General features: G+C 37.1%; 20 protein-coding genes, 1 tRNA gene and 4 pseudogenes. 18 read left to right on the top strand and 7 right to left on the bottom strand.

The window, feature by feature from the left end:
- The first annotated feature begins 33 nt into the window (after positions 1-33).
- The 9 genes and pseudogenes from OWR28_RS16865 (at position 34) to OWR28_RS16820 (ending at position 7,520) form a co-directional block, all read left to right on the top strand.
- Positions 34-852, top strand: coding sequence for a sodium:solute symporter family transporter (locus tag OWR28_RS16865; protein ID WP_332387653.1), 819 nt, complete (start codon positions 34-36; stop codon positions 850-852).
- Positions 795-1,724, top strand: coding sequence for a sodium:solute symporter family transporter (locus tag OWR28_RS16860; protein WP_332387652.1), 930 nt, complete (start codon positions 795-797; stop codon positions 1,722-1,724). The genes OWR28_RS16865 and OWR28_RS16860 overlap by 58 nt, the downstream gene beginning before the upstream one ends.
- Before the next feature lie 34 nt (positions 1,725-1,758).
- Positions 1,759-2,276 (top strand): annotated as a pseudogene (locus tag OWR28_RS27080) (DUF2911 domain-containing protein).
- A 128-nt stretch (positions 2,277-2,404) separates the two neighbouring features.
- Complete coding sequence (locus OWR28_RS16845; RefSeq protein ID WP_332387650.1) at positions 2,405-2,665, top strand: hypothetical protein; 261 nt, start codon at positions 2,405-2,407, stop codon at positions 2,663-2,665.
- A 475-nt stretch (positions 2,666-3,140) separates the two neighbouring features.
- Positions 3,141-4,118, top strand: a complete 978-nt coding sequence (locus OWR28_RS16840) for an aldehyde reductase (RefSeq protein ID WP_332387649.1) — start codon at positions 3,141-3,143, stop codon at positions 4,116-4,118.
- Positions 4,119-4,294: 176 nt separating this feature from the next.
- On the top strand, positions 4,295-5,095 hold the full coding sequence (locus OWR28_RS16835; RefSeq protein WP_332387648.1) for a helix-turn-helix domain-containing protein: 801 nt from the start codon (positions 4,295-4,297) through the stop codon (positions 5,093-5,095).
- A 237-nt stretch (positions 5,096-5,332) separates the two neighbouring features.
- Complete coding sequence (locus tag OWR28_RS16830) at positions 5,333-5,464, top strand: SDR family NAD(P)-dependent oxidoreductase (RefSeq protein WP_433985836.1); 132 nt, start codon at positions 5,333-5,335, stop codon at positions 5,462-5,464.
- A 123-nt stretch (positions 5,465-5,587) separates the two neighbouring features.
- Positions 5,588-6,631, top strand: coding sequence for an aldehyde reductase (locus OWR28_RS16825; protein WP_332387647.1), 1,044 nt, complete (start codon positions 5,588-5,590; stop codon positions 6,629-6,631).
- An 85-nt stretch (positions 6,632-6,716) separates the two neighbouring features.
- A complete protein-coding gene (locus OWR28_RS16820; protein ID WP_332387646.1) occupies positions 6,717-7,520 on the top strand; it encodes an AraC family transcriptional regulator in 804 nt (267 codons plus the stop codon).
- A 279-nt stretch (positions 7,521-7,799) separates the two neighbouring features.
- Here OWR28_RS16820 and OWR28_RS16815 read toward each other — a convergent pair whose 3' ends face one another.
- Together OWR28_RS16815 and OWR28_RS16810 are read right to left on the bottom strand one after the other, a co-directional pair.
- The gene (locus OWR28_RS16815) at positions 7,800-9,164 is read right to left on the bottom strand and encodes a M64 family metallopeptidase (protein WP_332387645.1); all 1,365 of its coding nucleotides are present in this window, start codon (positions 9,162-9,164) and stop codon (positions 7,800-7,802) included.
- Complete coding sequence (locus tag OWR28_RS16810; RefSeq protein WP_332387644.1) at positions 9,106-9,435, bottom strand: hypothetical protein; 330 nt, start codon at positions 9,433-9,435, stop codon at positions 9,106-9,108. Before OWR28_RS16810 ends, OWR28_RS16815 begins: the two co-directional genes overlap by 59 nt.
- A 657-nt stretch (positions 9,436-10,092) precedes the next feature.
- Here OWR28_RS16810 and OWR28_RS16805 point away from each other — a divergent pair.
- The 4 genes from OWR28_RS16805 to OWR28_RS16795 all read left to right on the top strand — a co-directional run bounded on the left by OWR28_RS16805 (position 10,093) and on the right by OWR28_RS16795 (position 12,155).
- Positions 10,093-10,617, top strand: coding sequence for a hypothetical protein (locus tag OWR28_RS16805; protein WP_332387643.1), 525 nt, complete (start codon positions 10,093-10,095; stop codon positions 10,615-10,617).
- A 23-nt stretch (positions 10,618-10,640) separates the two neighbouring features.
- Entirely contained in the window at positions 10,641-10,835 is a 195-nt protein-coding gene (locus OWR28_RS27075; RefSeq protein WP_494168483.1) for a helix-turn-helix domain-containing protein, read from the top strand.
- Positions 10,836-10,947: 112 nt separating this feature from the next.
- Complete coding sequence (locus OWR28_RS16800; RefSeq protein WP_332387642.1) at positions 10,948-11,373, top strand: YybH family protein; 426 nt, start codon at positions 10,948-10,950, stop codon at positions 11,371-11,373.
- 29 nt (positions 11,374-11,402) lie between these two features.
- Positions 11,403-12,155: an SDR family oxidoreductase gene (locus OWR28_RS16795; protein WP_332387641.1), complete on the top strand. Its 753-nt coding sequence runs from the start codon at positions 11,403-11,405 to the stop codon at positions 12,153-12,155.
- Positions 12,156-12,494: 339 nt separating this feature from the next.
- On the opposite strand, the gene OWR28_RS16790 is transcribed toward OWR28_RS16795, so the two are convergent.
- Positions 12,495-12,568, bottom strand: a tRNA-Arg gene (locus OWR28_RS16790).
- Positions 12,569-12,841: 273 nt separating this feature from the next.
- On the opposite strand from OWR28_RS16790, the gene OWR28_RS16785 reads away from it, so the two are divergent.
- The 4 genes and pseudogenes from OWR28_RS16785 (at position 12,842) to OWR28_RS16770 (ending at position 16,405) form a co-directional block, all read left to right on the top strand.
- Entirely contained in the window at positions 12,842-13,315 is a 474-nt protein-coding gene (locus OWR28_RS16785; protein ID WP_332387640.1) for an ABC transporter substrate-binding protein, read from the top strand.
- On the top strand, positions 13,285-13,674 hold the full coding sequence (locus tag OWR28_RS16780) for a hypothetical protein (protein ID WP_332387639.1): 390 nt from the start codon (positions 13,285-13,287) through the stop codon (positions 13,672-13,674). The genes OWR28_RS16785 and OWR28_RS16780 overlap by 31 nt, the downstream gene beginning before the upstream one ends.
- Positions 13,675-13,717: 43 nt before the next feature.
- On the top strand, positions 13,718-14,362 hold the full coding sequence (gene mtgA, locus OWR28_RS16775) for a monofunctional biosynthetic peptidoglycan transglycosylase (protein WP_332387638.1): 645 nt from the start codon (positions 13,718-13,720) through the stop codon (positions 14,360-14,362).
- A gap of 13 nt (positions 14,363-14,375) precedes the next feature.
- Positions 14,376-16,405: pseudogene (locus tag OWR28_RS16770) on the top strand (transporter-like protein).
- A gap of 56 nt (positions 16,406-16,461) precedes the next feature.
- Here the strand turns inward: OWR28_RS16770 and OWR28_RS16765 are convergent.
- The 4 genes and pseudogenes from OWR28_RS16765 to OWR28_RS16750 all read right to left on the bottom strand — a co-directional run bounded on the left by OWR28_RS16765 (position 16,462) and on the right by OWR28_RS16750 (position 18,857).
- A complete protein-coding gene (locus OWR28_RS16765; protein WP_332387637.1) occupies positions 16,462-16,755 on the bottom strand; it encodes a hypothetical protein in 294 nt (97 codons plus the stop codon).
- Between the two features lie 260 nt (positions 16,756-17,015).
- Positions 17,016-18,093: pseudogene (gene recF, locus OWR28_RS16760) on the bottom strand (DNA replication/repair protein RecF).
- Between the two features lie 3 nt (positions 18,094-18,096).
- Entirely contained in the window at positions 18,097-18,480 is a 384-nt protein-coding gene (locus OWR28_RS16755) for a hypothetical protein (RefSeq protein WP_332387636.1), read from the bottom strand.
- A 17-nt stretch (positions 18,481-18,497) separates the two neighbouring features.
- Positions 18,498-18,857: a hypothetical protein gene (locus OWR28_RS16750; RefSeq protein WP_332387635.1), complete on the bottom strand. Its 360-nt coding sequence runs from the start codon at positions 18,855-18,857 to the stop codon at positions 18,498-18,500.
- Between the two features lie 11 nt (positions 18,858-18,868).
- On the opposite strand from OWR28_RS16750, the pseudogene OWR28_RS27070 reads away from it, so the two are divergent.
- Positions 18,869-24,758 (top strand): annotated as a pseudogene (locus OWR28_RS27070) (alpha-2-macroglobulin family protein).
- The last annotated feature ends 13 nt before the right edge of the window (positions 24,759-24,771 follow it).

Raw genomic sequence — 24,771 nt, 5'->3', positions numbered from 1 at the left:
CGCATTTTATTATTGGTTTACTAAATTCTGGGCATGAGTACTATAGATTGGACCGTTCTTATTTTTACACTTGTTGCAGTGGTGGTTTACGGCGTATTCATCGGCCGTGGCCAGAAAAGCAACGAATCTTATCTGAAAGCAGACAACAAAATGCCGTGGTATATTGTACTGATCGGGATTATGGCTACGCAGGCAAGTGCCATTACATTTCTTTCGGCACCGGGTCAGGCTTATACAGACGGCATGCGTTTCGTGCAGTATTATTTTGGTCTGCCTTTGGCGATGATTGTGATCTGTATTACTTTCATCCCTATTTTTCAGCGCCTGAATGTCTACACAGCTTATGAGTATCTGGAAAACCGTTTTGATAAGAAAACCAGGGTACTCACTTCACTGCTATTTCTTTTTTCGAGAGGCTTGTCAACAGGAATCAGCATTTACGCTCCGAGTATCATCTTATCAAGTGTTTTAAACTGGAATATTTATATAACCAATGTTTTAACCGGAGGCATCCTGTTGATTTATACCTATGTGGGCGGAGCAAAAGCGATTGCGCACACCCAGAAATTACAGTTCCTCATTATCCTGGGAACCATGGCTTTTGCAGGGTATCTGCTTATTCAGAATATGCCGGGTGGAATTGGTTTTAATGATGCGCTTTATCTGGCGGGGAAATCCGGAAAGCTCAATGTTATCACCACAGAATTCGACTGGAAAGATAAATACAATATCTGGAGCGGATTGATTGGCGGTTTTTTCTGGCACTTTCTTACTTCGGTACGGACCAGAGCCAGGTGGGAAGATATATCACGGCGAAAGATAATACCAACGCAAAAATGGGCCTGCTGCTGAACGGACTGGTTAAAATTCCTATGCAGTTTGCTATTCTTCTGATCGGTGCTTTGCTTTTCGCTTTCTTTTCTCTGAAACCGGCTCCTATTTATTTTAATGAACGCTCTTATCAGTATTTAAAGGAAAAACAACCTGAACAGGCTGTTGTTTTTGAAAAAGAACATCGTGATTTACAAATAAAATTTAATGCAGAATCGAAAGAAATTCTAAAGCTGAAAGAAAATAATTCTCCTCAACTCAAAAAAGCAATTCAGGATTTTAAAGATACGCAAACGCAGATAAAAGCATTGCACGGCAGGGTGGAGGAAGCGATCAATAATTCAAGCTATAATGCGGAGAAAACGGATACCAATTACATTTTCCTGTATTTCGTGAAAAATACCCTGCCTGCAGGGATGATCGGTTTACTGTTTGCCGTCATTTTCCTGGCCAGCTGGGGTTCTATTTCGGCAGCGCTGAATTCCCTTGCCGCCTGCTCATTAAAAGATGTACATTTAATATTCAGCAATGAAATTCCTGATGAAAAAACCGAATTAAAATATAGCCGCCTGCACACTTTAGCCTGGGGCATTTTCTCAATCGGCGTGGCCATGTTTGCTACTCAGATGGGTTCCCTTATTGAAGCGGTTAATGTATTGGGCTCTCTTTTCTACGGTCCGATACTGGGGATTTTTCTGGTCGCATTCTACTACAAAAAGGTCAACGGCGCGAATGTATTTATTGCTGCCATTTTATCAGAAATTACGGTTATTGCCGTGTATCAGTTCGATATCGTTTCTTTTCTTTGGCTTAACGTAATCGGGGCAGCAGCGGTCATTATATTTTCTGCAATTGGTTTGTTGTTTTATAAGCAGAAAACAGTAAATTCGTAAACAAACAATGACAAAAACAAACAAATAAAATATTATGAAAACGATTCTTAAATCTGCAACTGTACTTTTTGCTACCATGACACTTTCAGTAAATGCCTTTGCACAGGACACTAAAAAGCCTGCCAGCCCTCCGGCTACAGCTACGGGAAAAATTAATGATGCAACTATTACAATCGCCTATAGCAGCCCTTCTGTAAAAGGACGTACCATCTGGGGAGGTCTGGAAGCTTATGATAAAGTTTGGCGTGCGGGAGCCAATGAAGCAACTACTTTCGAAACAGATAAAGATATTACCGTTCAGGGTAAAAAACTGCCTGCCGGTAAATACAGTTTTTCTTAATCCCTAAACAAAGCGGAACCTGGACAGCAATTTTTAACAAAGAACCAAAACAATGGGGAGCTTATAAATACGAACAGGCTAAAGACGCTTTACGTGTTGATGTAAAAACGAAAGCTTTACCGGCAACACAGGAAACTTTAGTCTATAAAATAAACAGTAATGGATTTACAATGGACTGGGATAAAATCTCAGTTCCTGTAGAGATAAAATAAAATTTGAATATAAGGAATAAAAATCCCGGTTAATCCGGGATTTTTTATTTGAAACTTTGATCATCGGCACCAAAAAATATGGAAACAATCAAACGAAAATTTAAGACCAATTTCGCAATTTTGCTTCTATGAAAACTTTCAGCGATTTAGCCGGCTATAATAAATATCTCAATCTAACAGCTCCTCTGCATCCATTGATGGACAGCAGAGTCTGCAGACAGGCAATCCCCAATTTCCCAAAAACGAGCAAAGAAATTCAGGTTAATCTTTTCAAGATATCATTAAAGAAGAATTTCACCGGAGATATTAATTACGGAAACAATAAATATTATACAGAAAACGGTCTCATGCTTTTTAGCGAATCGGGACAGGTCGTTTCCATAGCCTGACTTTCTGGGACGGTTATGCATTTGTTTTCCATCCTGCTCTCATCAAACAAAATTCGATTGCTGCCAAAATCCATCAGTATAAATATTTCAGTTACGAGATCAATGATGCGTTGTTTATGACTGCGGAGGAAGAAGAGATTGTTACAACGAGAAAGCTTTGATTGAACTGACTGCTTTGGTAGCGTTAAGAAGCTTTACCAATTATGTGTTTGCCGATACTCAGATTCCTATTGATTTTCCTTTGGCACAGGCTGTTTAAGAAGTGTTTTAATATAAATATTTAGTTTTAAAGGAAGCCTCCGAAAATACATCCGGAGGCTTCCTTTAAGCAACAATGTTCTTGCTAAAGTTTATTTTTGATAGTATTACAAAATCCTAAAGTTAGAAAACTGACCTTTTGAACAAATAAAAATTGACCTTTTAAACAAAATAATCACTGCGATTAATTCTCAACTTTGCTTAATAAATTTTAATAATGGAAAATATACAGGCAAACAAAACCGTTTTGGTAACAGGAGGAACTGGATTTTTAGGAATTCATATCATTTTACAGTTATTACATCAGGATTTTAATGTGAAAACTACGCTTCGATCATTATCTAAAAAGGATGTAATCATTAAGGCATTACAACAAGGCGGAATCGAAGATTTTTCTAATCTTTCTTTCTACGAAGCAGATCTTACCGAAGATAAAAATTGGGATGAAGCGGTTAAAAACTGTGATTATGTGCTTCACGTAGCATCACCTTTTCCTGCTCAGGATCCGAAAGATGAAAACGAACTTATTATACCGGCAAGAGACGGCGCACTTCGTGTACTGAAAGCGTCTCGTGATGCAGGAGTGAAAAGAGTGGTACTCACATCATCTTTTGCAGCTGTTGGTTACAGTATCAATAATGAAAACCATATTTTTACGGAAGAAGACTGGACAGATCCGAATGCAGAACTTCTTGCCTACATCAAATCTAAAACGATTGCCGAACAATCGGCCTGGGAGTTTATCGAAAAACAAGGAAATGGTTTGGAACTATCGGTTATCAATCCTGTTGGAATTTTTGGTCCTGTCATTGGAGGCATTACTTCTGCTTCACTAGATGTTGCTGTTTCTGGAATTCTTAAAGGAAATTTAGAGTACACGCCAACTTTTACAATGGGTGTTGTAGATGTAAGAGATGTTGCTGATATTCATATAAAAGCAATGCTTCATCCTCAGGCTGATGGAGAACGTTTTATTGCCACTTCGGAAGGTGTAATGAGCTTTTATGATGTTGCCGAGTTATTCAAAAAAGAGAGACCTCAATATACATCAACAATCAAAAACCTTGAACCCATTGGCAGAGAATTGTACAAGGAGATATCTAATAATAAAGCGAGAACTATTCTCCACTGGAATCCAAGAAGCCGTGAAGAAGCACTTTTGGCAAGCGCAGATAGTCTGAATGAAAATTTTTAATTTTGTTTGGGATGATACTCATTTCCTAAACTTGTTATGGGATTTATCTAAGTATTGCTTTGTCTTTTCTGAAAAAAAAGGTGAATCACTTTTGACTGATTTAAGTTTTTTTAGATAAAACCGATGTAAAGGAAAGGAATAAATCAGCGCTGAGTAATTCCAATAAAATAAATAAGATGAAATTTAATAATATACAATCTTGTCATTTGGGTCCGGAAATTTCTCCAGAGCAATTTATTCCGGAGCATTTCTTTTTGTTTTTACTGAAAGGTTCTATGGTAGCTTACGACGGTTACAAATATTACTCGATGAAACAAGGCGATTATTGTATTGCCAGAAAAAATCATTTCGTACGATATACAAAACATAAAGAAGACGGGCAGTTTGAAAAGGTCATTATTGCTTTTGATGAGGCTTTTTTAAAGAAATTTTTGGAGCGACATTCTTATCAGGTCGAAGTTACCGACAATAATGATTCTTTTTTGTTTGTAAAAGAAGATAAGTTTATTAAAAGTTATATCGATTCATTAGAACCCTATTATAATGGAAAAGAACAAATTGAAGAGACTTTTGTAGATGTTAAACGTGAAGAATTGCTGATGATTTTGCTAAAAAATCATTCAAGCTTAAAAGATATTTTTTTCAATTTTAACAGTCCGCATAAAGCTGATTTGGAATTGTTTATGAATAGTAATTATAAATTTAATATCAGTCTCGAGCGTTTTGCATATCTTTCAGGACGAAGTTTATCTACCTTTAAAAGAGAATTCAAGACTATTTTTGGTACTCCGCCTGGGAAATGGCTCACTCATCGCAGACTTCAGGAAGCTCGTTATCTTTTGGAGCACGAGCATAAAAAACCCAATGAGATTTATTTTGAACTTGGTTTTGAAGACCTTTCGCATTTTTCGTTTGCTTTTAAAAAGCAATTTGGAGACAGCCCGAAAAATATAGGCAAGAAAACAATTGTTCATTAATTAAAACCGATAGTTCTTATTTCAATATTTTAAAAAGCTTTTAGAATATTTTTCTGAAAGCTTTTTTGATGATTAATTAAAGATAAACAGTCTGATTTTAAAGCCAAACTGCCATTTTAATTAATCAGAAAATATTTTAACGTATTTTCTGTGCTATTTTTCAGCTAAAATGGACTATCTGTTCCTTTGGTTTGATGATAACTTTGCTTCATTACATAACACTAAAAAATTAAAACAATGAATAAAATAGTTTTTATCACGGGAGCGTCAAAAGGATTCGGAAAATTATGGGCAGAAGCCCTTTTGGAAAGAGGAGATAAAGTGGCGGCAACAGCAAGAAATACTTCTGCACTGCAGGATTTTATGTAAACAATAAGAGGGTGTAAGCAATTGATGATATTAAGTTGGACTTCCTAACACAATAAACTTGGACTTTCCAACAAAACATGCTATTGCTTTTTCAGGCGATCTTTGCAGTATAAATCCAAAGAAATGACAGATTTAAATAGTAAAACAGCAGTCCTTGTAACGGGCGGCTCCGGTTTCATCGCTGTTCATTGTATCATAAAATTACTTGAGCAAGGGTACAAGGTCAGAACAACGCTGCGTTCTCTTAACAGGCAGGATGAGGTGAAGGATATGCTGAGAAAAGGAGGCATAAGTTCATTTGAGGACCTCTCCTTTATTGAGGCAGACCTTTCAAAAGATAACAATTGGGATAAGGCTGCGCAGGGGTGCACCTATGTTCTTCATATAGCATCTCCAACCCCTATTGTTAACTATAAACATGAAGATGAAATGATCGTCCCTGCAAAAGAAGGCGTGTTAAGGGTTTTGAGAGCTGCGAGGGCAGCCCGTGTAAAGAGGGTGGTGCTGACATCAGCTTACGGAGCAGTAGGGATGGGAAATATAAATCGTACAACACCTTATACTGAAAAAGACTGGTCGAATCTTAAGGCCAATCTTCATCCTTATCAGAAATCAAAAACAATTGCAGAAAAAACGGCGTGGGAGTTTATCAGTAATGAAGGAGGTGGTCTTGAACTTTCAACAGTTAATCCTGTGGCAGTAATGGGGCCGGTTCTGGGTACAGATTATTCCCATTCCAATCAGATAGTGAAGAAAATGCTGGAAGGAGAGATCAGAGCATGTCCAAAAGTATATTGCTGCCACGTGGATGTACGTGACGTTGCTGATCTGCATCTCCTCGCTATGACCCATCCGGATGCCGGTGGTGAGAGGTTTCTGGCTACCACGGGTAAAGCGCTGTCAATGCTGGATATTGCTAACATATTGAAGAGAAATCTAGGCGATGTGGCAGCGAAAGTTCCTACCAGGGAGATGCCTGACTGGATCGTCAGAACAGCAGCGATATTCAATCAATCATTACGGATGCTGGCTACACTGCTGGGTAAATATGCAGAGACGAGTGGGGATAAAGCGAAGCAGTTACTAAAGTGGTCGCCCCGCTCTAGTGAAGAAGCGGTAATGGCTACAGCAAATTCTATGTTAGAGCTGGGTCTAATAAAAAAATAAAAAATATAAATGCCAGCTGGCATGCATGTCAAAAATCTTATTTTAATGCAGCAACTGGCAAAGCAATAATTATTACATTTATAATATGAAAGAATCAAGTATTGCTTCCTGTTATATGAGTCCTTCACCCGGTACGGAGCAGTTTATCCCTGACCATTGCTTTATGTATCTGGTCTCGGGCACAATGCTTGTTTATGATGGACATAAGGAATATAAAATCCATTCCGGAGATTACGGTATAGGCAGAAGAAATCACCTGGCTAAATATATCAAACAGCCGGAAGATCAGCCTTTCAAAAAGATATTCATTTTGTTCGGGCAGGATTTTCTAAAGAATTTTAAGGATTTGTACAAGTTTACTGCTGAAGATACCAAAGCAGCAGGTGCCATCATCCCGTTGGCTAAAGATAAGCTGGTTAAAAATTTTATGGATTCGATAATTCCTTATTTTAATGAAGATGGAATTATGGAAGAACAGTTTTTAGATGTCAAGCGGACCGAACTGCTGCTGGTACTCCTTAAGGTAAATCCTGAACTTGCCAACGTTTTTTTTGATTTTGCCAGTCCCGAAAAAATAGATCTTGAGGAGTTTATGAACCGCAATTACACGTTCAATGTGAGCATAGAGCGGTTTGCCTATCTGACGGGAAGGAGCCTCTCTGCCTTCAAACGTGACTTTGAAAAAATATTTCATGCCACTCCAAGGCAATGGCTTGTACAGAAACGATTGGAAGAAGCGTATTATCTTATCGACAAAAAAGGCAAAAAGCCTTCTGAGATCTATCTCGATCTTGGTTTTGAGAATTTTTCCCATTTCTCTTTTGCATTTAAAAAATTGTTCGGACATCCGCCAACTCATTTAAACGAAAAGAATAAGAGCAACCGCTGACCTTTTTAAAACATTTATCCGGACTTTTTACCACAATGTGATTAAGGATTTTTCAGAAATTTGAAAAAAAAGGGGATCAAAATTTGAAAAATCTTCATCCCCGTCTTGTGGCTTTAAAGAGCGTATCTTCAGGCACTTTTATCGATGATTTTGATTTGGTTCTGTTGAGCCAGATTAACAAGAATTGGAAAGCTCATTTTTATCAAATAAAGAAATGGAAGAAGTGCATCGTAAAAATGTCTTAATTTATTATCTGATTTTAATAAAATAGAAACTTGTTTATTCTTTAATCATTTTTTGAGAGATCATTAATTCTTTATTTTCTTTTACATTAATCACATACATTCCTGCAGGAAGATTCCTGATATTAACCGTTAATGTTAAAGGGTCTTTTTGTATAAACTGAGCATTCATCAGTTTACCGGATGTATCATAAACCTCAACTTTTACGTCTTTTTTGAAATTTTGCCTGCCTTTAATGTAGAATATTCCTTCCGTAGGATTGGGATAGAGCTCGTATCTTTTTTCTTCTGCGGTGATTTCCATACTATGCAGGGTAGACGTATTCAGAGACCATATAATATTGGTAACGTGCAGCGTATTATGACCGTCAACATTCACAAGAGAAGTACCATCCGTTACCGAAAATATCAGGGTATTATTTGCAGCGTTAAGTTGTGAAGGATTCAGCGTAAGGGTATTTCCGGTGGAAGGCAGTGTAATATTGTTAAGTTTCCAGGAATTCACCAGGGTATTGGGAACAGGAAGAATTTCGTTAACGGTAAAGGTAACCGGTGATGTTGCGTCCAGAGATGAGGTGTTGGACGGGGTATAGGAATCTACAGGGGATAGCAGCGTATGAATTTTTTCAATAATTCCTTCCTTACAGACAGAGCAGAACGGATAGTAAAGAGACCTCATATGGCAATTCTCATGAGGTCTGAACCAGGTGGGGTCTTCCGTAAAAGGGTAGATGCCTATCCCCTGTATTCCTATCCAGTTTTTCCATTTTATGGTGGCGGGGTCAGAGTTCTGTGTTTTGTTGATGCTTTCCCCCGTTATCGTCCAGTACTCATCCTCCAGCTTTCCAAAAGTATGGCCCAGTTCATGGGTAGCAATTTTTCCCGAAGAAGGGCTTCTGGAGGCTGTGGCAAACCATCCTCCACATCCTCCGTAAACGGTTGAATTACCAATGATAAGCGGAATGTCATAGTCCGGGATATTGGCCAGCAAAACCTGTTCAATTTTGTTTGAATTATAGCTGTACATACAGCGGTGAATGTCATACGTGTCAAAAGTAGATCCCAGATAATTATCAGGATTTGTAATAGGTTCCCATGGTGTTGTTACGGTTTCTCCACTGGCTGTGCCGGGATGCTTGACTCCGGATTCTGCAGAGATGACCTTGATACCATAGGCGCTGAAATAATTTTTATATTCGGAAAAAGGACTCCTGCTAAAAAGCGTATCAAGCAAAGACCGGGCAGAGGTCATAAAATCGTCTTGCTCTGCAGCGGTAAATCCGTCTCCTAAAATGGCAATTTTAATCCGCTTATCCGATCCTGCCCCTGAGAGGGGCACTACCTCAAAGGTCTGCGAAAAGCAATGTATGCTTATGAATAGAAATGCTATTATTGTTTTCATAATTATAATTTTTGGGTAAACAGTAATTTTTTATCCTGGCCTTTCTTTTTTCGATCTTTACATACCGGACATTTTCAGAATAAGGAAACCGTAAGCTGAATTCTGCACGCTGAAGGGAAGCCTTAAACCTTTTTATTTCTTTGATGTCATATACTTCCATCACAGGGTGTAAAGGATCTTGTACAGCCTGTTTTACAATTTCTTTTCCATCTGCTCCGGTTAATGTAACTACAAAATCGCCCTCCTGAACCCTTGCTTCATCGAACCCCAAAAACGTCCTGATACGGCCTTCTGCTATTTTACTTTGCTTAAGAGTGATTTTTTCTGATACCTGTCAAATGTTTTAAAGTATAAGATATAAGACAACACATAATACTAACGATAATAGATATCCCGATTAATTTGACATAGCTGGATCTTATTATTTTCTTTCGGTACGCTGTATTGCCTTGCATAACTATTTTAGTTTTAAAGAAGATGTAAAGGTAACAGTTATTTTTTGAAATAGTAAAAGTTGCTTGTTACTACATACTACCTGTTTTTATTTAAACAATTCAAATGAAATTTAAATAATTCATTGATTCATAAACTGAAGGTCCACCGATCAAGACAAGGATATACTTAATTTCTTTTTTATTTATCAATACTGTTGTTTGCAACGTTGGAATTTTAGATAACTGTTAAAAATGGATGTTTTTGAAAAAATTGCACATTTAGTTAGCTTCTTTACTTTTAGTCTTGAATAATACACACTATTAAATAAAGAAAAACTAAATTAGTTGTGCAAAGAAATTGTTATGCCTAAAAACGATTCAATTATAGTAAATAGAATGGATTACAGCAGTGGGATTGCTGTTGGTATTTGGAACGTATCTACACCAGGTATTATAAAGCACTTTCACCTCATAGGCACGACCATTATACTTGCATGCTAATTGAGGCTGATAAGCTTGAAGTTGTATTTGATTTTAAGCATTTAACAATGCCGGTGGGGACACTTTTTATCTCTCCTCCTGGACAAGTTCATCAGATTCTAGAGACTCTTAGTGCAACAGGTTATTATTTGTCTTTTGAAAGCCGTCATATCGGTAGAATGGCACAAACCAGTTTAGATAATTTATTAGAGGAAACCTTGATTATCGCTCTCTCTAATAATGAGCGGGATTGGTTTAGAACAATCTTTGAGTCAATCATGAAATTACAAGATCTGAACGATACCACTTATAGGCAAGTTGAAAAACCATTGCTTTCAGCTTTTATTGAACAGGCAGTTTTATGCTACAAACGCCAATCATTCATTAATTCCGAAAGTGTTAGCCTACGTTGTATAAGTCTCACGAAGGAATTCAGGAATCTTGTAAAATTACATTTCCGGAGTATAAAGCGTCCATCTGAATTTGCAGCAATGCTTAATATAACTGTTGGACATCTAAGCGATACAGTAAAAAAGTAACTGGTTTATCTGCTTCCGAACATATACAGAAGGAAGTGATGAGTGAAGCGCAAAGATTGCTCTACTATACGGAAATAAGCATCAAGGAAATTTCCTATCAGCTGGGATATCAAGACACAAAATATTTCATTAGACTGTTCAGTAAAAAAGCAGGTTGTTCGCCAAGTGAATATCGGAAGCAATACGCTAAAAACTCAGACCAAACCTTAGATCATTAAGATTGTTCCTTATTTTGTCCACCTTTTACCTTAATTTGTGAGTGGCGTTGCATATGCCAATTGCTCAATTTTGTAAGACAAAAAAATTACTTCTAAAGAAAATTTAGATTTTATGATTGGACAGAATTTTGTTGAAAGCTCAGTATTCTCATTGTCAAGAACTCCCGAGGGAATAATCGACTCTTTTCTTGCTCATATGAATTCTTTCAATACGGAGACTATGCTTCGTTTCTATGAGGAGGATGCAATCTTTATTAGTTATAACGGTGAGCCCCGGAGAGGAAGATTGGAGATTGTGCGAGAATTGGGCTGCTTTTTTAAATTTTGTTTGCCAATCAAAATTATAACAGGGAATGTTTATGTAGATGGTAATCTAGCATCACTAATCTTGGAATGGAGTATAGCAGGTATTGCGAATAATGGTGAAAAAATATGTATGCGAGGAACATCTAATGATTATGCTAAAAGAGGAACCGATGGATATTGGAGATATTGGTTTGAAAATCCCTTTGGTGTTCAAGTGCGCAGCTTATTTTAAAAAACTTTACAATATTAAATAAATCAGATATGAAAATTTTAGTAGTAGGAGGTACAGGTCTAACAGGGAGGCTTGTAACTAACAAATTGGAAAAACTTGGTCATAAAGTAGTAATAGGTTCGCCATCACAAGGTGTCGATGTCATTACTGGTGAAGGGCTTCAGGAAGCATTGACCGGAACTGAAATAGTAATCGATCTATCAAATTCATCTTCTCCCGAAGGAGAAAATGCACTTCGATTTTTTGAGACTGCGGGAAAGAATCTTGTCAAAGCAGAATTGAATGCTAGTATTAAGCATCATATCGTTCTATCAATTGTAGGAACAGATGATGCATTGGAAATCGGTTATCTCAGAGCAAAAAAACTTCAAGAGGATACTATTAAAAACTCGGGTATACCTTACACTATAATTAGGTCAACACAATTTCACGAACATGTGGAAGCCATCATCCAAGTTCAGGGAGAAGGGGATAAAGTTTTTGTTTCGAACTTAGACTATCAACCAATTGCACTTGATGATGTTGCCGAATTCATAGTACAATTCTCTTTGGAAGAACCTAAAAATAACACCATTGAAATTGCAGGACCAAGACGTGGCAAAATGGGGACTTTTGTCTCTGAGTATATTCAAATTACAGGTCAGGACAAAAAAGTGATTATAGACAATGAAAATAAGTATATGCATTTTGTTGTTACTAATTCACTTCTAGTTCCCGCTGGTCATTACTCCGCTGGTCAGAAACTTTTTGAGGATTGGGCACTGGAAACATTTAAAAGCTAAACTTTCAATTATAAATTTTTCTTTTGATAATTTTAAAATTTTAGTGCAGATCTTTTTGTTCTGCATTTTTAATTATAATGGTACGTCTGACTTTTAATAAATACATTTTCTAGGAAAATTTGATTAAGATAGAAGAATTGCTTTAAGCTTTTAAGTTAAAACTAAGGCAACAATATACTTGAGTGTACCATCGAAAAAATATTATTTATCTGTACAAAAGTGTATTTTTACACATAATGACATTATCAGATATATTTAAATATATAATAACTTAAAAAAATTATTCTAAGTAATTAAAATGGCGCCAACTGTCTTCAGTGGGCGCCATTTGGCTGTTCGTGACCTCGACAGGATTCAAACCTGTAACCTTCTGAGCCGTAATCAGATGCGCTATTCAGTTGCGCCACGAGGCCTTGTGTTACCTTGTTGTTTAAAGGTTTGCAAATATAACACTTTTTTCCGTTCTTTGAAAGATGAAACAAAGAATTTTACTTTTATTTACGGTTTTAGCGCTAACAGCTTGTAAAAGAGAATCAAAAATTTCGTCCGCAGACTGGATAAATATCTCCGCTCGTACCCAATTTAAGGAACATGACGGTATACTGGAGCTGAAATCCGGTAATTTTACTTATAATTTTCAACAAAATCAAACACCTTTCAGGAAAATAATCCTGCTGAATGCAAGTATGGCTGGCTATATTTCAGAGCTTGGAGCAGAAAATTTAATCATAGGTGTTTCCAGCCCGGAGTATATTTATTCAGAAAAAATTCAGAATCTGATTAAAGAAGGAAAAATCCAGAATGTAGGAAGTGAACAGAAATATGATGTGGAAAAAATCATCTCTATGAAACCGGATGCTATTTTCACCAATCACATTGCCAGTTTTGACAATACCTATGAACTTTTAAAAAATAACGGTATTCAGGTGATATTTCTGGATGAATACATGGAACAGAAACCTTTGGAAAAAACAGCCTATATTAAACTTTTCGGAGAATTTTTAGGGAAAGAGAAAGAAGCGGAAGCTAAATATCAGGAAGTAGAGAAAAACTACAACGATCTGAAACAGCTTGCGTCAAAAACAAAAGAAAAACCTGTTGTACTTGCCAATGAGATGTATGGGGATGTTTGGTATCTTCCGGGGGAAATACTTCCGTAGCTCATTATATTTCAGATGCTAATGCCAGTTATATCCTGAAAGATAATAAAGACGAAAAAGCATTGACAATGAGTTTTGAAGAAGTATATGCAAAAGCCGGAAGCGTTCAGTATTGGGTAAATGCAGGAAGCCACACTTCGAAAAAGGAGATGCTGGGCATGAATCCTTTCTATGGGAAACTGGATGTATTCAATAAAGGGAAAATTTATACCATTGCCGGAAAAGAAAAACTGAAGGCAAATGATTTCTTTGAAAGCGGTGTCGTAAGAGCAGATTTGATCCTCAAAGACTATATTAAGATCTTTCATCCTGAACTTTTACCGGATTATCAGCTTACTTATATGAAAGAATTGCAGTAACTCGCAGTATTTGCTTATTTTTGCCTTTCCTTTTTATCAAATTATGTGGAAAAAAATTAAACAGCTTATCTTCATCATTCTTGTACTGAATGTAGTTTTTATCATCTGGGGCAGATTCTTTAATCCACCGGTTACCCTTACCCAGATAGGAGGACTTTTTGAATACGGAAAACTGCACAGGGACTATATTTCCTATGACGAAATGGGAAACAATGTGAAAAAAGCGGTCATTGCTTCAGAAGACCAGAAGTTTTTTGATCATGACGGTTTCGATTATACAGCGATCGAAAAAGCCATGAAATATAATGAGAAAGGCAAAAAAATAAGAGGAGGAAGCACTATTTCCCAGCAAACGGCAAAAAATGTATTTCTCTGGCAGGGCAGAAGCTGGGTAAGAAAAGGACTGGAAGCTGTTTACACTTTCATCATTGAAAAAGTATGGACTAAAGACATCATCCTTGAAAGATACCTGAATTCCATTGAAATGGGGCAGGGCGTATTTGGAGTGGAAGCAGCAGCTCAATATTATTTCGGAAAATCTTCCAAAGATTTAAGTGTCTCAGATGCAGCATGGATCGCCGCTGTATTGCCTAATCCAAAGAAGTATGACCCTAAAAATCCATCGCCGTATTTAAGAAAGAAACACAATTGGATCATGAGACAGATGAGGAATGTGAGTTTGAAATAGTATCTTTGTACTAATGAAATTCTTTAATTCCAGCACAAATTTTGAGTCAGTTCTTAAAAAATATTTTTCTTTTAAGAACGAAACTCTCTCTTTAGAGCCTTTTGCAGAGTTTTTAGAGGCCATAAAAGAGACGGACTTTACTGATGTGCTCAATTTTTTCAGAAGCAATCCCAACTTTGCTGAGAACTTTAAATATTATATTCACAATATTTTTAAAGGGCGTCCTTTCAATCTTTCTCTAACAGAAGCTAATATTCTTTCAGAAAATGCCTTTTTTCCGGAACTTAAAAAAGAATTCTGAATAAGGTTTTACCACCTGTTGAAAACGAGAAAACGGTGTGGTACATGATTGATAACGTCAGTCTGCGACCGAAAAAAGATCTGAAATACCTGCATAATCTTCCTGAAAATGAGATGAATGAATTTTTAACCATTTTAGGAGCTTCGGATTTTATTATTCGTCCTAATGTTAAAAAAGAACTCATTTTCTCAATGAATATTCTTTCCTGGAGGGTTACAGGAATGGCCATGGAAGTAGAGGTGGTGAGAATGGCTCCGCAGTACAGAAATCTCGATAATCCGTTTCTGGCCCTGCAGAATGAACTGGAGACATTAGCTGAGGACCTGGCAAAAGATCCCTATGTACAGCTGCACTCCAAAGACAGCAGATATAAGCAGATCAAAATTTATACAGAACAGTGCCTTGAGTTTGTTAATATTGCTTTTAAGAATTCTGCCAAATACGGAATTTCAGGTAAGATTAACCAATCTCTTCTGAAAATCCGCCAGCAGACCGAAAGAATTTATGAGATCGTACAATTACTGGTAATTGATACTGATGAGGATATTCTGATAAAATCTAAACAGCTGGTTTTTAATATTCTGAACTATAAATCTCATAAAAATAATATTTCAGATCTGATCAATGACAGCACGAGGCTGATCTCCCATCTTATTACCAATCACACCGCAGAAACCGGAACACACTATATCACTTCTACCCGTAAAGAATATATGACAATGTTCTACAAGGCTAGCGGTGGAGGAATTATTGTAGGAGCACTGTGCGTTCTGAAAATGCTGTATGGATATATCCCGGGAAGTGATTTCTCCCATGCTTTCCTGTACTCGATGAATTATGCGATGGGATTCGTGATGATTTATCTGATGGGCTTTACGCTCGCAACAAAACAGCCTGCGATGACGGCTGCTACCATGACAAAAGTACTGTCTGAAGAAGGGAATGCCCAAAGAAACAATACCGAATTTGCCCATCTGGTTTCCAAATTATTCCGAAGCCAGTTTATTGCCTTTGTAGGAAATGTATTGCTGGCCTTTCCCATAGCACTTGCCATCATTTACGGGCTGGATGTATTTTTCTCCCAGAATCTTGCAGTAGAAAGATCTGATAAATTGTTAAAAGATCTTGATCCATTTAAATCCAAAGCGATTTTACACGCGAGTATTGCCGGATTTTATCTTTTTATTTCCGGGATTATTTCAGGAAATATCGGAAACAATTCCGTGTTTTACCAGATTCCGGAAAGGATTGCTAAAAATCTGTCTATCAGAAGCTTTTTCGGGAAGAAATTTGCAAAAGGATTGTCAAAATATTATGCTAAAAACTGGCCGGGAATCATTTCCAATTTCTGGTTCGGGGTTTTCCTTGGGGCGACAGCACCGGTAGGGATGTTTTTCGGGCTGGATCTTGATATCAGACATATTACCTTTGCTGCCGGTAACTTTGCATTAGGGTTGTATGGAAAAGATTTTTCAGTAGATTCCTACACCTTTTGGATATCTTTCTTAACGGTATTTTTAATTGGATTCTTCAACTTCCTGGTAAGCTTCAGTTTATCCATGTTCCTGGCATTCCGATCCAGAAAGATGAATTTCGGGCAGGTCAGTGAGATCTATAAAGAAATCTTCAGATATTTTATCAAGCACCCGTTAAAATTCTTCCTGCCATTGCGTTCCGGACTGGATAAAAAGGCTGATGATCTGATGAGCAGTACGATTTCCAATAAATCAGAAGAACATTAATAAAAACAGAGTGCTGTCAGTGGATAGCACTTTTTATTTAAATATAGTAAGTAAGCTTAAAGTATTTGAAGATCTTTAAATTTATCCGCCCCAAACTTATCCTGAAACTTTTTGAGATAAAAGCTTTTGCGCATTTTAAAATCATGTTTCAATAAAGGAGAGTCGATCTTAATCACAATACATTCATTTTCTATATTGACGCTTTTTATTTCTTTGAAAAGACTTTCGTCAAGATACTCCTCAAGGAAGTCTTTAATGTCAAAAGCTACAAGTTTATGTTCAAAACCATAAATCCTGGCAAAAGATTTTACCAGTTCGGAGGATTGATATTCACGTTTTTTCTTCTTCATAGTTGGGATTCGAGTTTTCGGGATGCGTGATTCGGGGTTTTGGCTTGGGGATTTATTTTTTACTGTAGATTATTTTTATTCCCATTTTCTATGACCCATAAATATCCAGATTTCTATACCTCATATTATTTGTGTTTTAGGATCTTAAGTTAAGACAAAAATGATTCGATGATAAAGAATATTAGTCTTTTACTTCATATCTGCATCCACACTTATTTACCTGCATTTAATACCTCGTAGCTCGCATCCCGAAACTCTTACTAAACTTCAAAAATTATACTTTCTTCATTGATCTTTTTTACTACACTTTCCGTACGTTCTCTGTGAGTATCTGTGATGAAAATCTGACCAAAACTTTCACGATTAACCAGTTCAATCAATTGTGAAACTCTGATGTCGTCAAGTTTATCAAAGATATCATCAAGCAAAAGGATAGGAGTCTTTTTCGTGAGCTCTTTTACAAGGCTCATCTGAGCAAGTTTTAAAGAAATAAGAAAAGATTTCTGCTGCCCCTGGGAACCTGTTTTCTTGATTAATACATGATCCATTTCAAAAGAAGATCATCTTTATGAATTCCTTTTGAAGTATAAGTAAGCATACGGTCTCTCTCTAGGCTTTCTTTTAAAAGGTTTTCAAAAGGATTTTCCAGCAAATGAGATTCATAAATAACAGATACCGTTTCTTTTCCACCGGAAATGATCTTATAGAAATTCTGAACAATAGGATTAAGCTGCTCTACAAACTCTTTTCTTTTATTAAATATTTTCGTTCCGAATCTGATAATCGGATCATCATAGATTTCCAGCGAATCTTTGTCCCAGGTTCTGTTCTTGGCAAAATACTTGAGCAAGGCATTTCGCTGCTGAATGGTCTTCTGATACTGAATGAGGTCAAAAAGATACCCCGAATCTGTCTGGGAAATCATAGAATCCAGAAATTTACGTCTGCTTTCCCCGGAATCCGAAATAAGATTGGAGTCATAAGGAGAAATCATCACGCTCGGAAGATAGCCGATATGATCTGCAAGCCTGTCATAGCTTTTGTCGTTTTTTTAATCACCTTTTTGGCTTCCTTAGGCTGGGTAATTCTGATGAGGTCTTCACTGTCCTCATTCTGAATTTCAGCATCAATGGTGAAAAAATCTTCCTCCTTTTTAATATTGTTGAGATCCGTATTGCCTAAAAAGCTTTTTCCTACGGATAAATAATGCAAAGCATCTAAAATATTGGTCTTTCCCACACCGTTATTACCCACAAAACAATTGATCTGCGGGGAGAATTCAAATTTTTTCTCAGTATGGTTTTTGAAATTGTAGAGGGAAAGCTTCTTGATAATCATTCGTCAAAAATACTTCATTATTAGTAAAAATAAAAAAGGAAGTGCAGAACAAGTTTCCACCCCGAATGAAAAATAAGCGTCATCCCTTTTATTTTCAGAGAAATAAATAAGAATATAAGTTGCAATGCTCGCCATAAAAAAAGCAATCGCATATTCTGATTCCAGATAAAAAGTTGAAATGATACTGCTGATGAAGACAAGTGCATAAGCAATATATTTGGTATTTTGTACCCCAATCAGCATAGGAAAGGTTTTTACTGTATCACTATTCATATCCCGGATGTCAAAGGGAAGGACAAGTGCCGTAATAAAGAAAAAACTGATCAGGAAAATAGGAATGCTGAATTCCGGAAGCGTAAGCCAGCAGTTGACCAGAGCCCATACCAATCCTACATAAAAAACCTTCAGTAAAGGAATTTTACGGATATAAACATCAAGAAAAAGCTGTTATAAAGCAATCCCAGCACAACAATAATGAACCATTTCAAAAGCCTTATCTCATTATGATTATGGATGATTAAAAAGGCACAAACAATTCCGGCTACAGCATTCAGAACCAGTATTTTGAGGAAATGTCTGGTGTATTGATATTTGGTGTAAAGGTAACCGCTGAAATAAGTGATGAAAATAAGTGCAAAGGTAGGGAAACGGAATGTGTTTTGCTCTTTCATGAAAAATACTGCAAAAAGAGTTCCCATAAGGGAGACATAAATCTGGCTGTCTATGACAGTTTTTTCAGTACTTTTAAGATGTTCATTTATCAAAATTAATATATATGAAAAGATTTTCCAAGATTTTTCTGCTTTTGCTTGTAATGCAGAGCTTTTCAATGGTATCTGCACAGAAGTATTACGATATCCAATGGAAAAAAATTGCTGAAAACAGTACAAAAGGAGCGTATAAATCTAATCTTCCCATTATTTTAGACATACAAAAACAAGCCATGAAAGAAAATAATGCCTTTGAGCTGATCCGTTCTCTGAAAGCGGAATTCAGTATTGTAAATCAAACGGTGGATGATGATCAGAATGATGCTGCTTCCCAATTTTTCAAAAAACTTAAGGATACCGAAGGAAAACTGGGCGGTGAGGGTAAATTGGTATACAAAGTCCTGCTGAACGGTTTCTTCATGGACTATTACAATCAAAACGTATGGAAAATAAACGGAAGAACCAACATCAATTCTCAGGATGTTTCGCAGATAGAAACCTGGAGTAAGCTTGATTACAAAAACTATCTTACCAAAAGTTTTCAGGAACTTGACCAGGAAAAACCTGAAATGAAAAAGATTTCACTGGAAAAATATAAGGATATCTTTTCCGGAACAAGTGACATTGCTTATTTCCCGACCCTGTCCGATTGGTATGCGCTTAAAAAAATAGAATTTTTATCTGAAAACAATATTTTCACAAAAAATGAACTGACAGCCAACCGTACAGCGATCAATGCCATCTATGACGAGCTGATTGCACAGAACACCGGGAATCCAAAGTTATACTTTATGAAAGAAAAGATTACAGAGAACTGTAATTTCAGTCATTGCAAAGACAGGCTTGAGCAGCTTCAGAATCTCTTAAAAACTAATGTGGAAGGAGATTATAAAGTGATGATTATGGATAATATCATGGATGAACTTGTTAACAAGAAGAAACCTAAAGAAGCCCTTGCAATAGCTGCCCAGGCAAAAAGTGAATATCCGAAATCTCCTTTTATCGAAAATATCAAAAGTAAGGAAGCACAGATTGTGAATCCGTACCTGACGATTAAATATGAATCCCAGACCCAGAATAACCTGCCGATTCATATGGTGGCGCAATATCAGAATGTATCAGAATTTACCCTGAATATTTATGAAGTAAAAGATGATTTCACCTCACTGCTTCAGTATGTTCAGAATTCTTACTCCGATACTTTCGGAAAGCTGAAAAAACATCTCGTAAGGAAAGAAACATTCCAGCTTCCGGACCCTAAGGATTATCAGAACCATACAACTTCACTGGAATTTAAGCCGCTTCCGTCAGGGGTGTATGTTGCAGAATTTACGGTTGCGGGTGCTGATATGAAAGATACAGACTCAAGACAAAACTTTTATTTCCTGGTTTCCGGAAACAGGATTATTTATCAGAATAAAACGGACAGAAATCCTCTTTCTGATGAGCTGAAGCTGGTAAACAGTGAAAATGGAAAGCCGGTGGCCAATGAAGGACTTAAGTTTTATGAATTTGTTTCCAATAAAACATTAAATAAAATAGATGGAACAACCAATGCAAACGGAGTGTTTAAGTTTCCTTCCACAGAAAGCAAAGACTATTACAGGACTTTTCTGATTCAGCAGCCTAAGACCAATGATTTCCAGATCATGCAGGTGTACGGAAAAAGGGGCTACGATGATGATTATAACCCTAATAAACAAACCCGATCAACGGCTCAGATCTTCATCGACAGAGGGATTTACCGTCCCGGACAGACCGTTTATTTCAAGGTCATCAATACCAGGCAGAATAAAGAAGTGGAAGCTGTTCTTTCCGGATTAAAACAGAAAATAACGTTACTGAATACCAATAATGAGGAAATTTCTTCCCAGGAATTTACGACCGGTGAGTTTGGTTCTTATCATGGAAGTTTCATTCTTCCGAAAGGAAAACTGAACGGTAATTTTTACCTGAGAATTGAAGGAGAAAGCCAGGGATATAAAAATTTCAGGGTGGAAGAATACAAGAGACCAAAGTTTGAAGTAACCTTTGAACCTGTAAAGGACGAGTATCAATATGGCCAGACCATAGAACTGAAAGGAAAAGCAGTGATGTTCTCCGGTGTTCCGCTGAACAATACCACGGTGAACTACGAGATCAAAAAACAGAATATCAGATGGAGATATTTCAGCTGGTATCCACAGAATGATGATAATGAAAACTCAATTCTGGGAGAAACAAAAACCAATGAAAAGGGGAATTTGTCATTCGTCTGGAACTTAAAAAAGATGAAAAACTGGAAAGAATACAGATTGATAACTATGCTGTCAATGCATCTGTAACAGATATCAATGGTGAAACGCAGACCGCGGATACCCAACTGAAAGTAGCATCGGTTTCGCATTATATTCAGGCAGAAAATATCAGCAATACTTTTGCGGATGAAAATGTAAAAGTAAAGGTTGAAACTAAAAATTATAATGAACAGAACCTTAAGAAATCCTATCAGGTTAAGCTATCAAAACTGACCGCTCCGGACAGGATTTTCAGGGATAATTTTAAATCTGAGGTACAGAATCTTCCGAAATATTCAAAAGAAGAGTTCATCAGTAAATTCCCGCACGATCTTTTCGATAAAAATGATGAGATCAAAAACTGGAAAACGGAAACAGTATTACTTGAAAAACAACAGCAGCCATCTGCAGATAATGCTCAGCTTGATTTAGGGAAGCTGGAAGCAGGAGACTACCTGCTGGAACTTTTCAATATTGAAGGAAAAGATACCATCAAAAGTGCTCAGAACTTTAGTGTTTGGGATAAAACAGCTTTAAAGCCAAGCCAGAGAACATTCCTTACGGTTATTGCTCCGAAAGAAGAATTGTCAAGAGGAGAAAAAGCAAAAGTGTATGTATTCTCAGCAGTTCCTGATGCGCTGGTGAATGTTTTTGTGCAGGATGGATCCGGAAAAACCGTTTCCGAAGTTCATCAGCTGAAAAAAGGAATATTGGAATATACTGCTGAAATTCCTAAAGATAAAAGTGTCTCTTCATTGAACCTTCAGTTTCAGCTGGTAGCATTTAATGATGTGAATACAGAATCTGTTTCCCTAAAGATCAAAGACACTGACAAACCTTTAAAGATTGAAACGGTAACCTTCAGAGATAAACTGGAGCCTAATGTTAAAGAAAAATGGACCGTAAAAGTAACCGGAAATGATAAAGAAAAGATCAACGCAGAGGTATTGGCCAATATGTATGATATGTCTCTGGATCAGTTTGCTGCAAACAGTTTTAGTTGGACGAAATTATATACCCCATTTGTGATTATCACTTCTTATGGCATTAACAATTACCTGCAGCAGCAAAACTATCAGAAAAGGCTGAGATATTTCGAGGATAAATATGTAACTGTTCCTCAGTTTAACTGGTTTGATGGTGACTTTTTATATTCATTGCAGGGGTATGCTTCAGGAGTAGTAGTTCAGGAAGGAGTGAAAGCTCCGGCTTATGCACCACCGCCATCACCAATTGCAGGAGCTAAGTTTAAAACTGCCAGAGCCGCTGTCGCGGAAGACAAAATTGAAGTTGTTCAGAATGTAGTTCCGGAAGCTTTAAATGCACCGAAAATGGATGCAGGAAAAGAGGATGCTTTGGATAAAGTAGCTGTTCGCCAGAATCTGAACGAAACCGCATTTTTCTATCCGGATCTGAAAACCGATGCCGAAGGAAATGTCAACTTCGAGTTCACCTCCCCGAAGCACTGACAAAATGGAAACTCATGTTTCTTGCCCATACAAAAGATGCAAGAGCAGCTACCCTGGAAAAAGAAGTGGTAACACAGAAAGAATTTTCAGTGACTCCCAACTATCCTAGATTCCTGAGAGAAAGTGACGAACTGAACCTTCAGTCGAAACTTTCAAACCTTACGGATAAAAAGTTAAATGGCTCGGCTGAATTACAGATCCTTGATGCCTTTACCAATGAAAATATTTCTTCGAAATTCGGAATCACTTCAGGAGTGCAAAACTTCAGCTTAAATGAAAACGGAAGCAGCGCTTTAACATGGAAATTAAAAGTTCCGGACAATGTTTCCTCCGTTATTTTCAAAGTGGTTGCCAAAGCAGGGCAATATTCTGACGGCGAGCAGCAGGCTATTGCTGTACTGCCGAACAGAATGCTGGTGACAGACGCCGTTCCGGTTTTTGTGAAAGAAGGAGAAACCAAAACATTTGTACTGGACAATCTTAAAAATAATACCTCCACAACAGCGTCTAATGTTTCCAATACATTGGAGCTGACAACCAATCCGATCTGGGAGATGATGTTTGCTCTTCCGAGTCTGAAAAATGATCAGAATAATTCTGCGGATGTGATCTTTAATAAATGGTTTGCTGATGTTTTAGCTTCAGAAATATTCAAAGCTAATCCGAAAATGAAAACGGTTTTTGAAGAGTATCAGAACAAAGGAGTATTACAATCAAACCTTGAGAAGAATCAGGAACTGAAGCAGCTGTTGCTGGAAGAAACCCCTTGGGTACTGGAGAGCAAAAATGAAGGAGAGCAGATGCAGAAAGTGGCTTTATTATTCGATGTTAATACGATGAAAAATTCGATCAATCAGGATTGGGAGGACTTCAAAAAACTGCAAAATCCGGATGGCGGATTCTCATGGTACCCTGGTTATCCAAGTTCTTACGGAACGTCGTTATACATCCTTAAAAACTTAGGGAAAATCAATTCCTGGCTTAAAGATAATGTGAAAGATTATCAAAGGGCTGATCAAAAAGCTCTTGTTGCTAAACTGATTCAGTATGTAGATAATGAAGTTAACAGGTATTTTGATGTGAAAAAAGGAAATGTCTGGAACAACTGGGCAATAGACTATCTTGATACCAGAAACTATTGGGAAAAACAATATCCTTTAAAAGGAAAAGGTGCTGCCCTGAAAACGCTGGTAAAACAAAAAGCCAAAACAGCTAAGATCACAGATTTTACCTTCTTCGGGCTTCACCGGGCTGCATTATTAATGAATGACTATGGTCTGAAAGAGGTATCCGATAAGTTAATGACCTATCTTAAAGAAACTTCCACAGATACCAAAACGCAAGGTGTTTACTGGAAACAAAACCTTAATGATTGGGGATGGTTCGGTTCTAAAGTGGTTAACCATGCTGGCGCCCTTGAAGCTTTCAATACGTTAAAGTCTAATGATCAAAACTTTATTGAAGATATGAAGATCTGGCTCGTAACCCAGAAAGAAGTCAACTCATGGGGAAGTTCAAGAGGAACAGCAGAGGTGATCTTTACTATTTTGAATTCAGGAAAATCATGGACCGGAGCAGAAAGCGATAAAGCGACTATCGTTTGGGGAGGAAAAGAGTTGGTTCCTCAGACTCAGGCAACAGGCTATGTAAAATCAACAGTGAAAACTGAAGCGATAGATAAAAATTTAGCAGCTGTAACGGTTACAAAACCTGGTCCCGGAATTGTTCAGGGAGGATTGTTCTGGCAGTATTACGAAGATCTTGATAAAATCAGATCTTCTGAAAATTATATCTCTTTAACGAAAGAACTCTATAAAAAAGTAAAAACGGTAAACGGCGAAGAACTTCAGAAGATCTCTTCCGAAACCCCATTGAAAGTGGGAGATAAAGTGACGGTAAGAATGATTCTGAATACAGACAGAGCAATGGAGTTTATTCACATCAAAGATATGCGCGCAGCAGGATTTGAACCGACAGATGTATTATCCGGTTATCAGTGGAAGAATAACCTTGGATATTATCAGTCAACCAAAGATGCTTCTACCAATTTTTATATCCAATACATGCCGAAAGGAAAATATGTTTTTGAATACGATGTGGTGGCCAATGCATCCGGAAAATTTTCCAACGGAATAACAACGATGCAGAATTATTATGCACCGCAGATGAATGCACACACCAAAGGAAGCAACGTAACAATTTCAGAGTAACTGATAAGCATAA

It is taken from the genome of Chryseobacterium sp. 1B4 (assembly GCF_036631475.1).
Lineage (GTDB): Bacteria > Bacteroidota > Bacteroidia > Flavobacteriales > Weeksellaceae > Chryseobacterium.
Note: the sequence above shows the minus strand (reverse complement) of the source record. Positions and strands in the feature narration are given on the sequence as shown.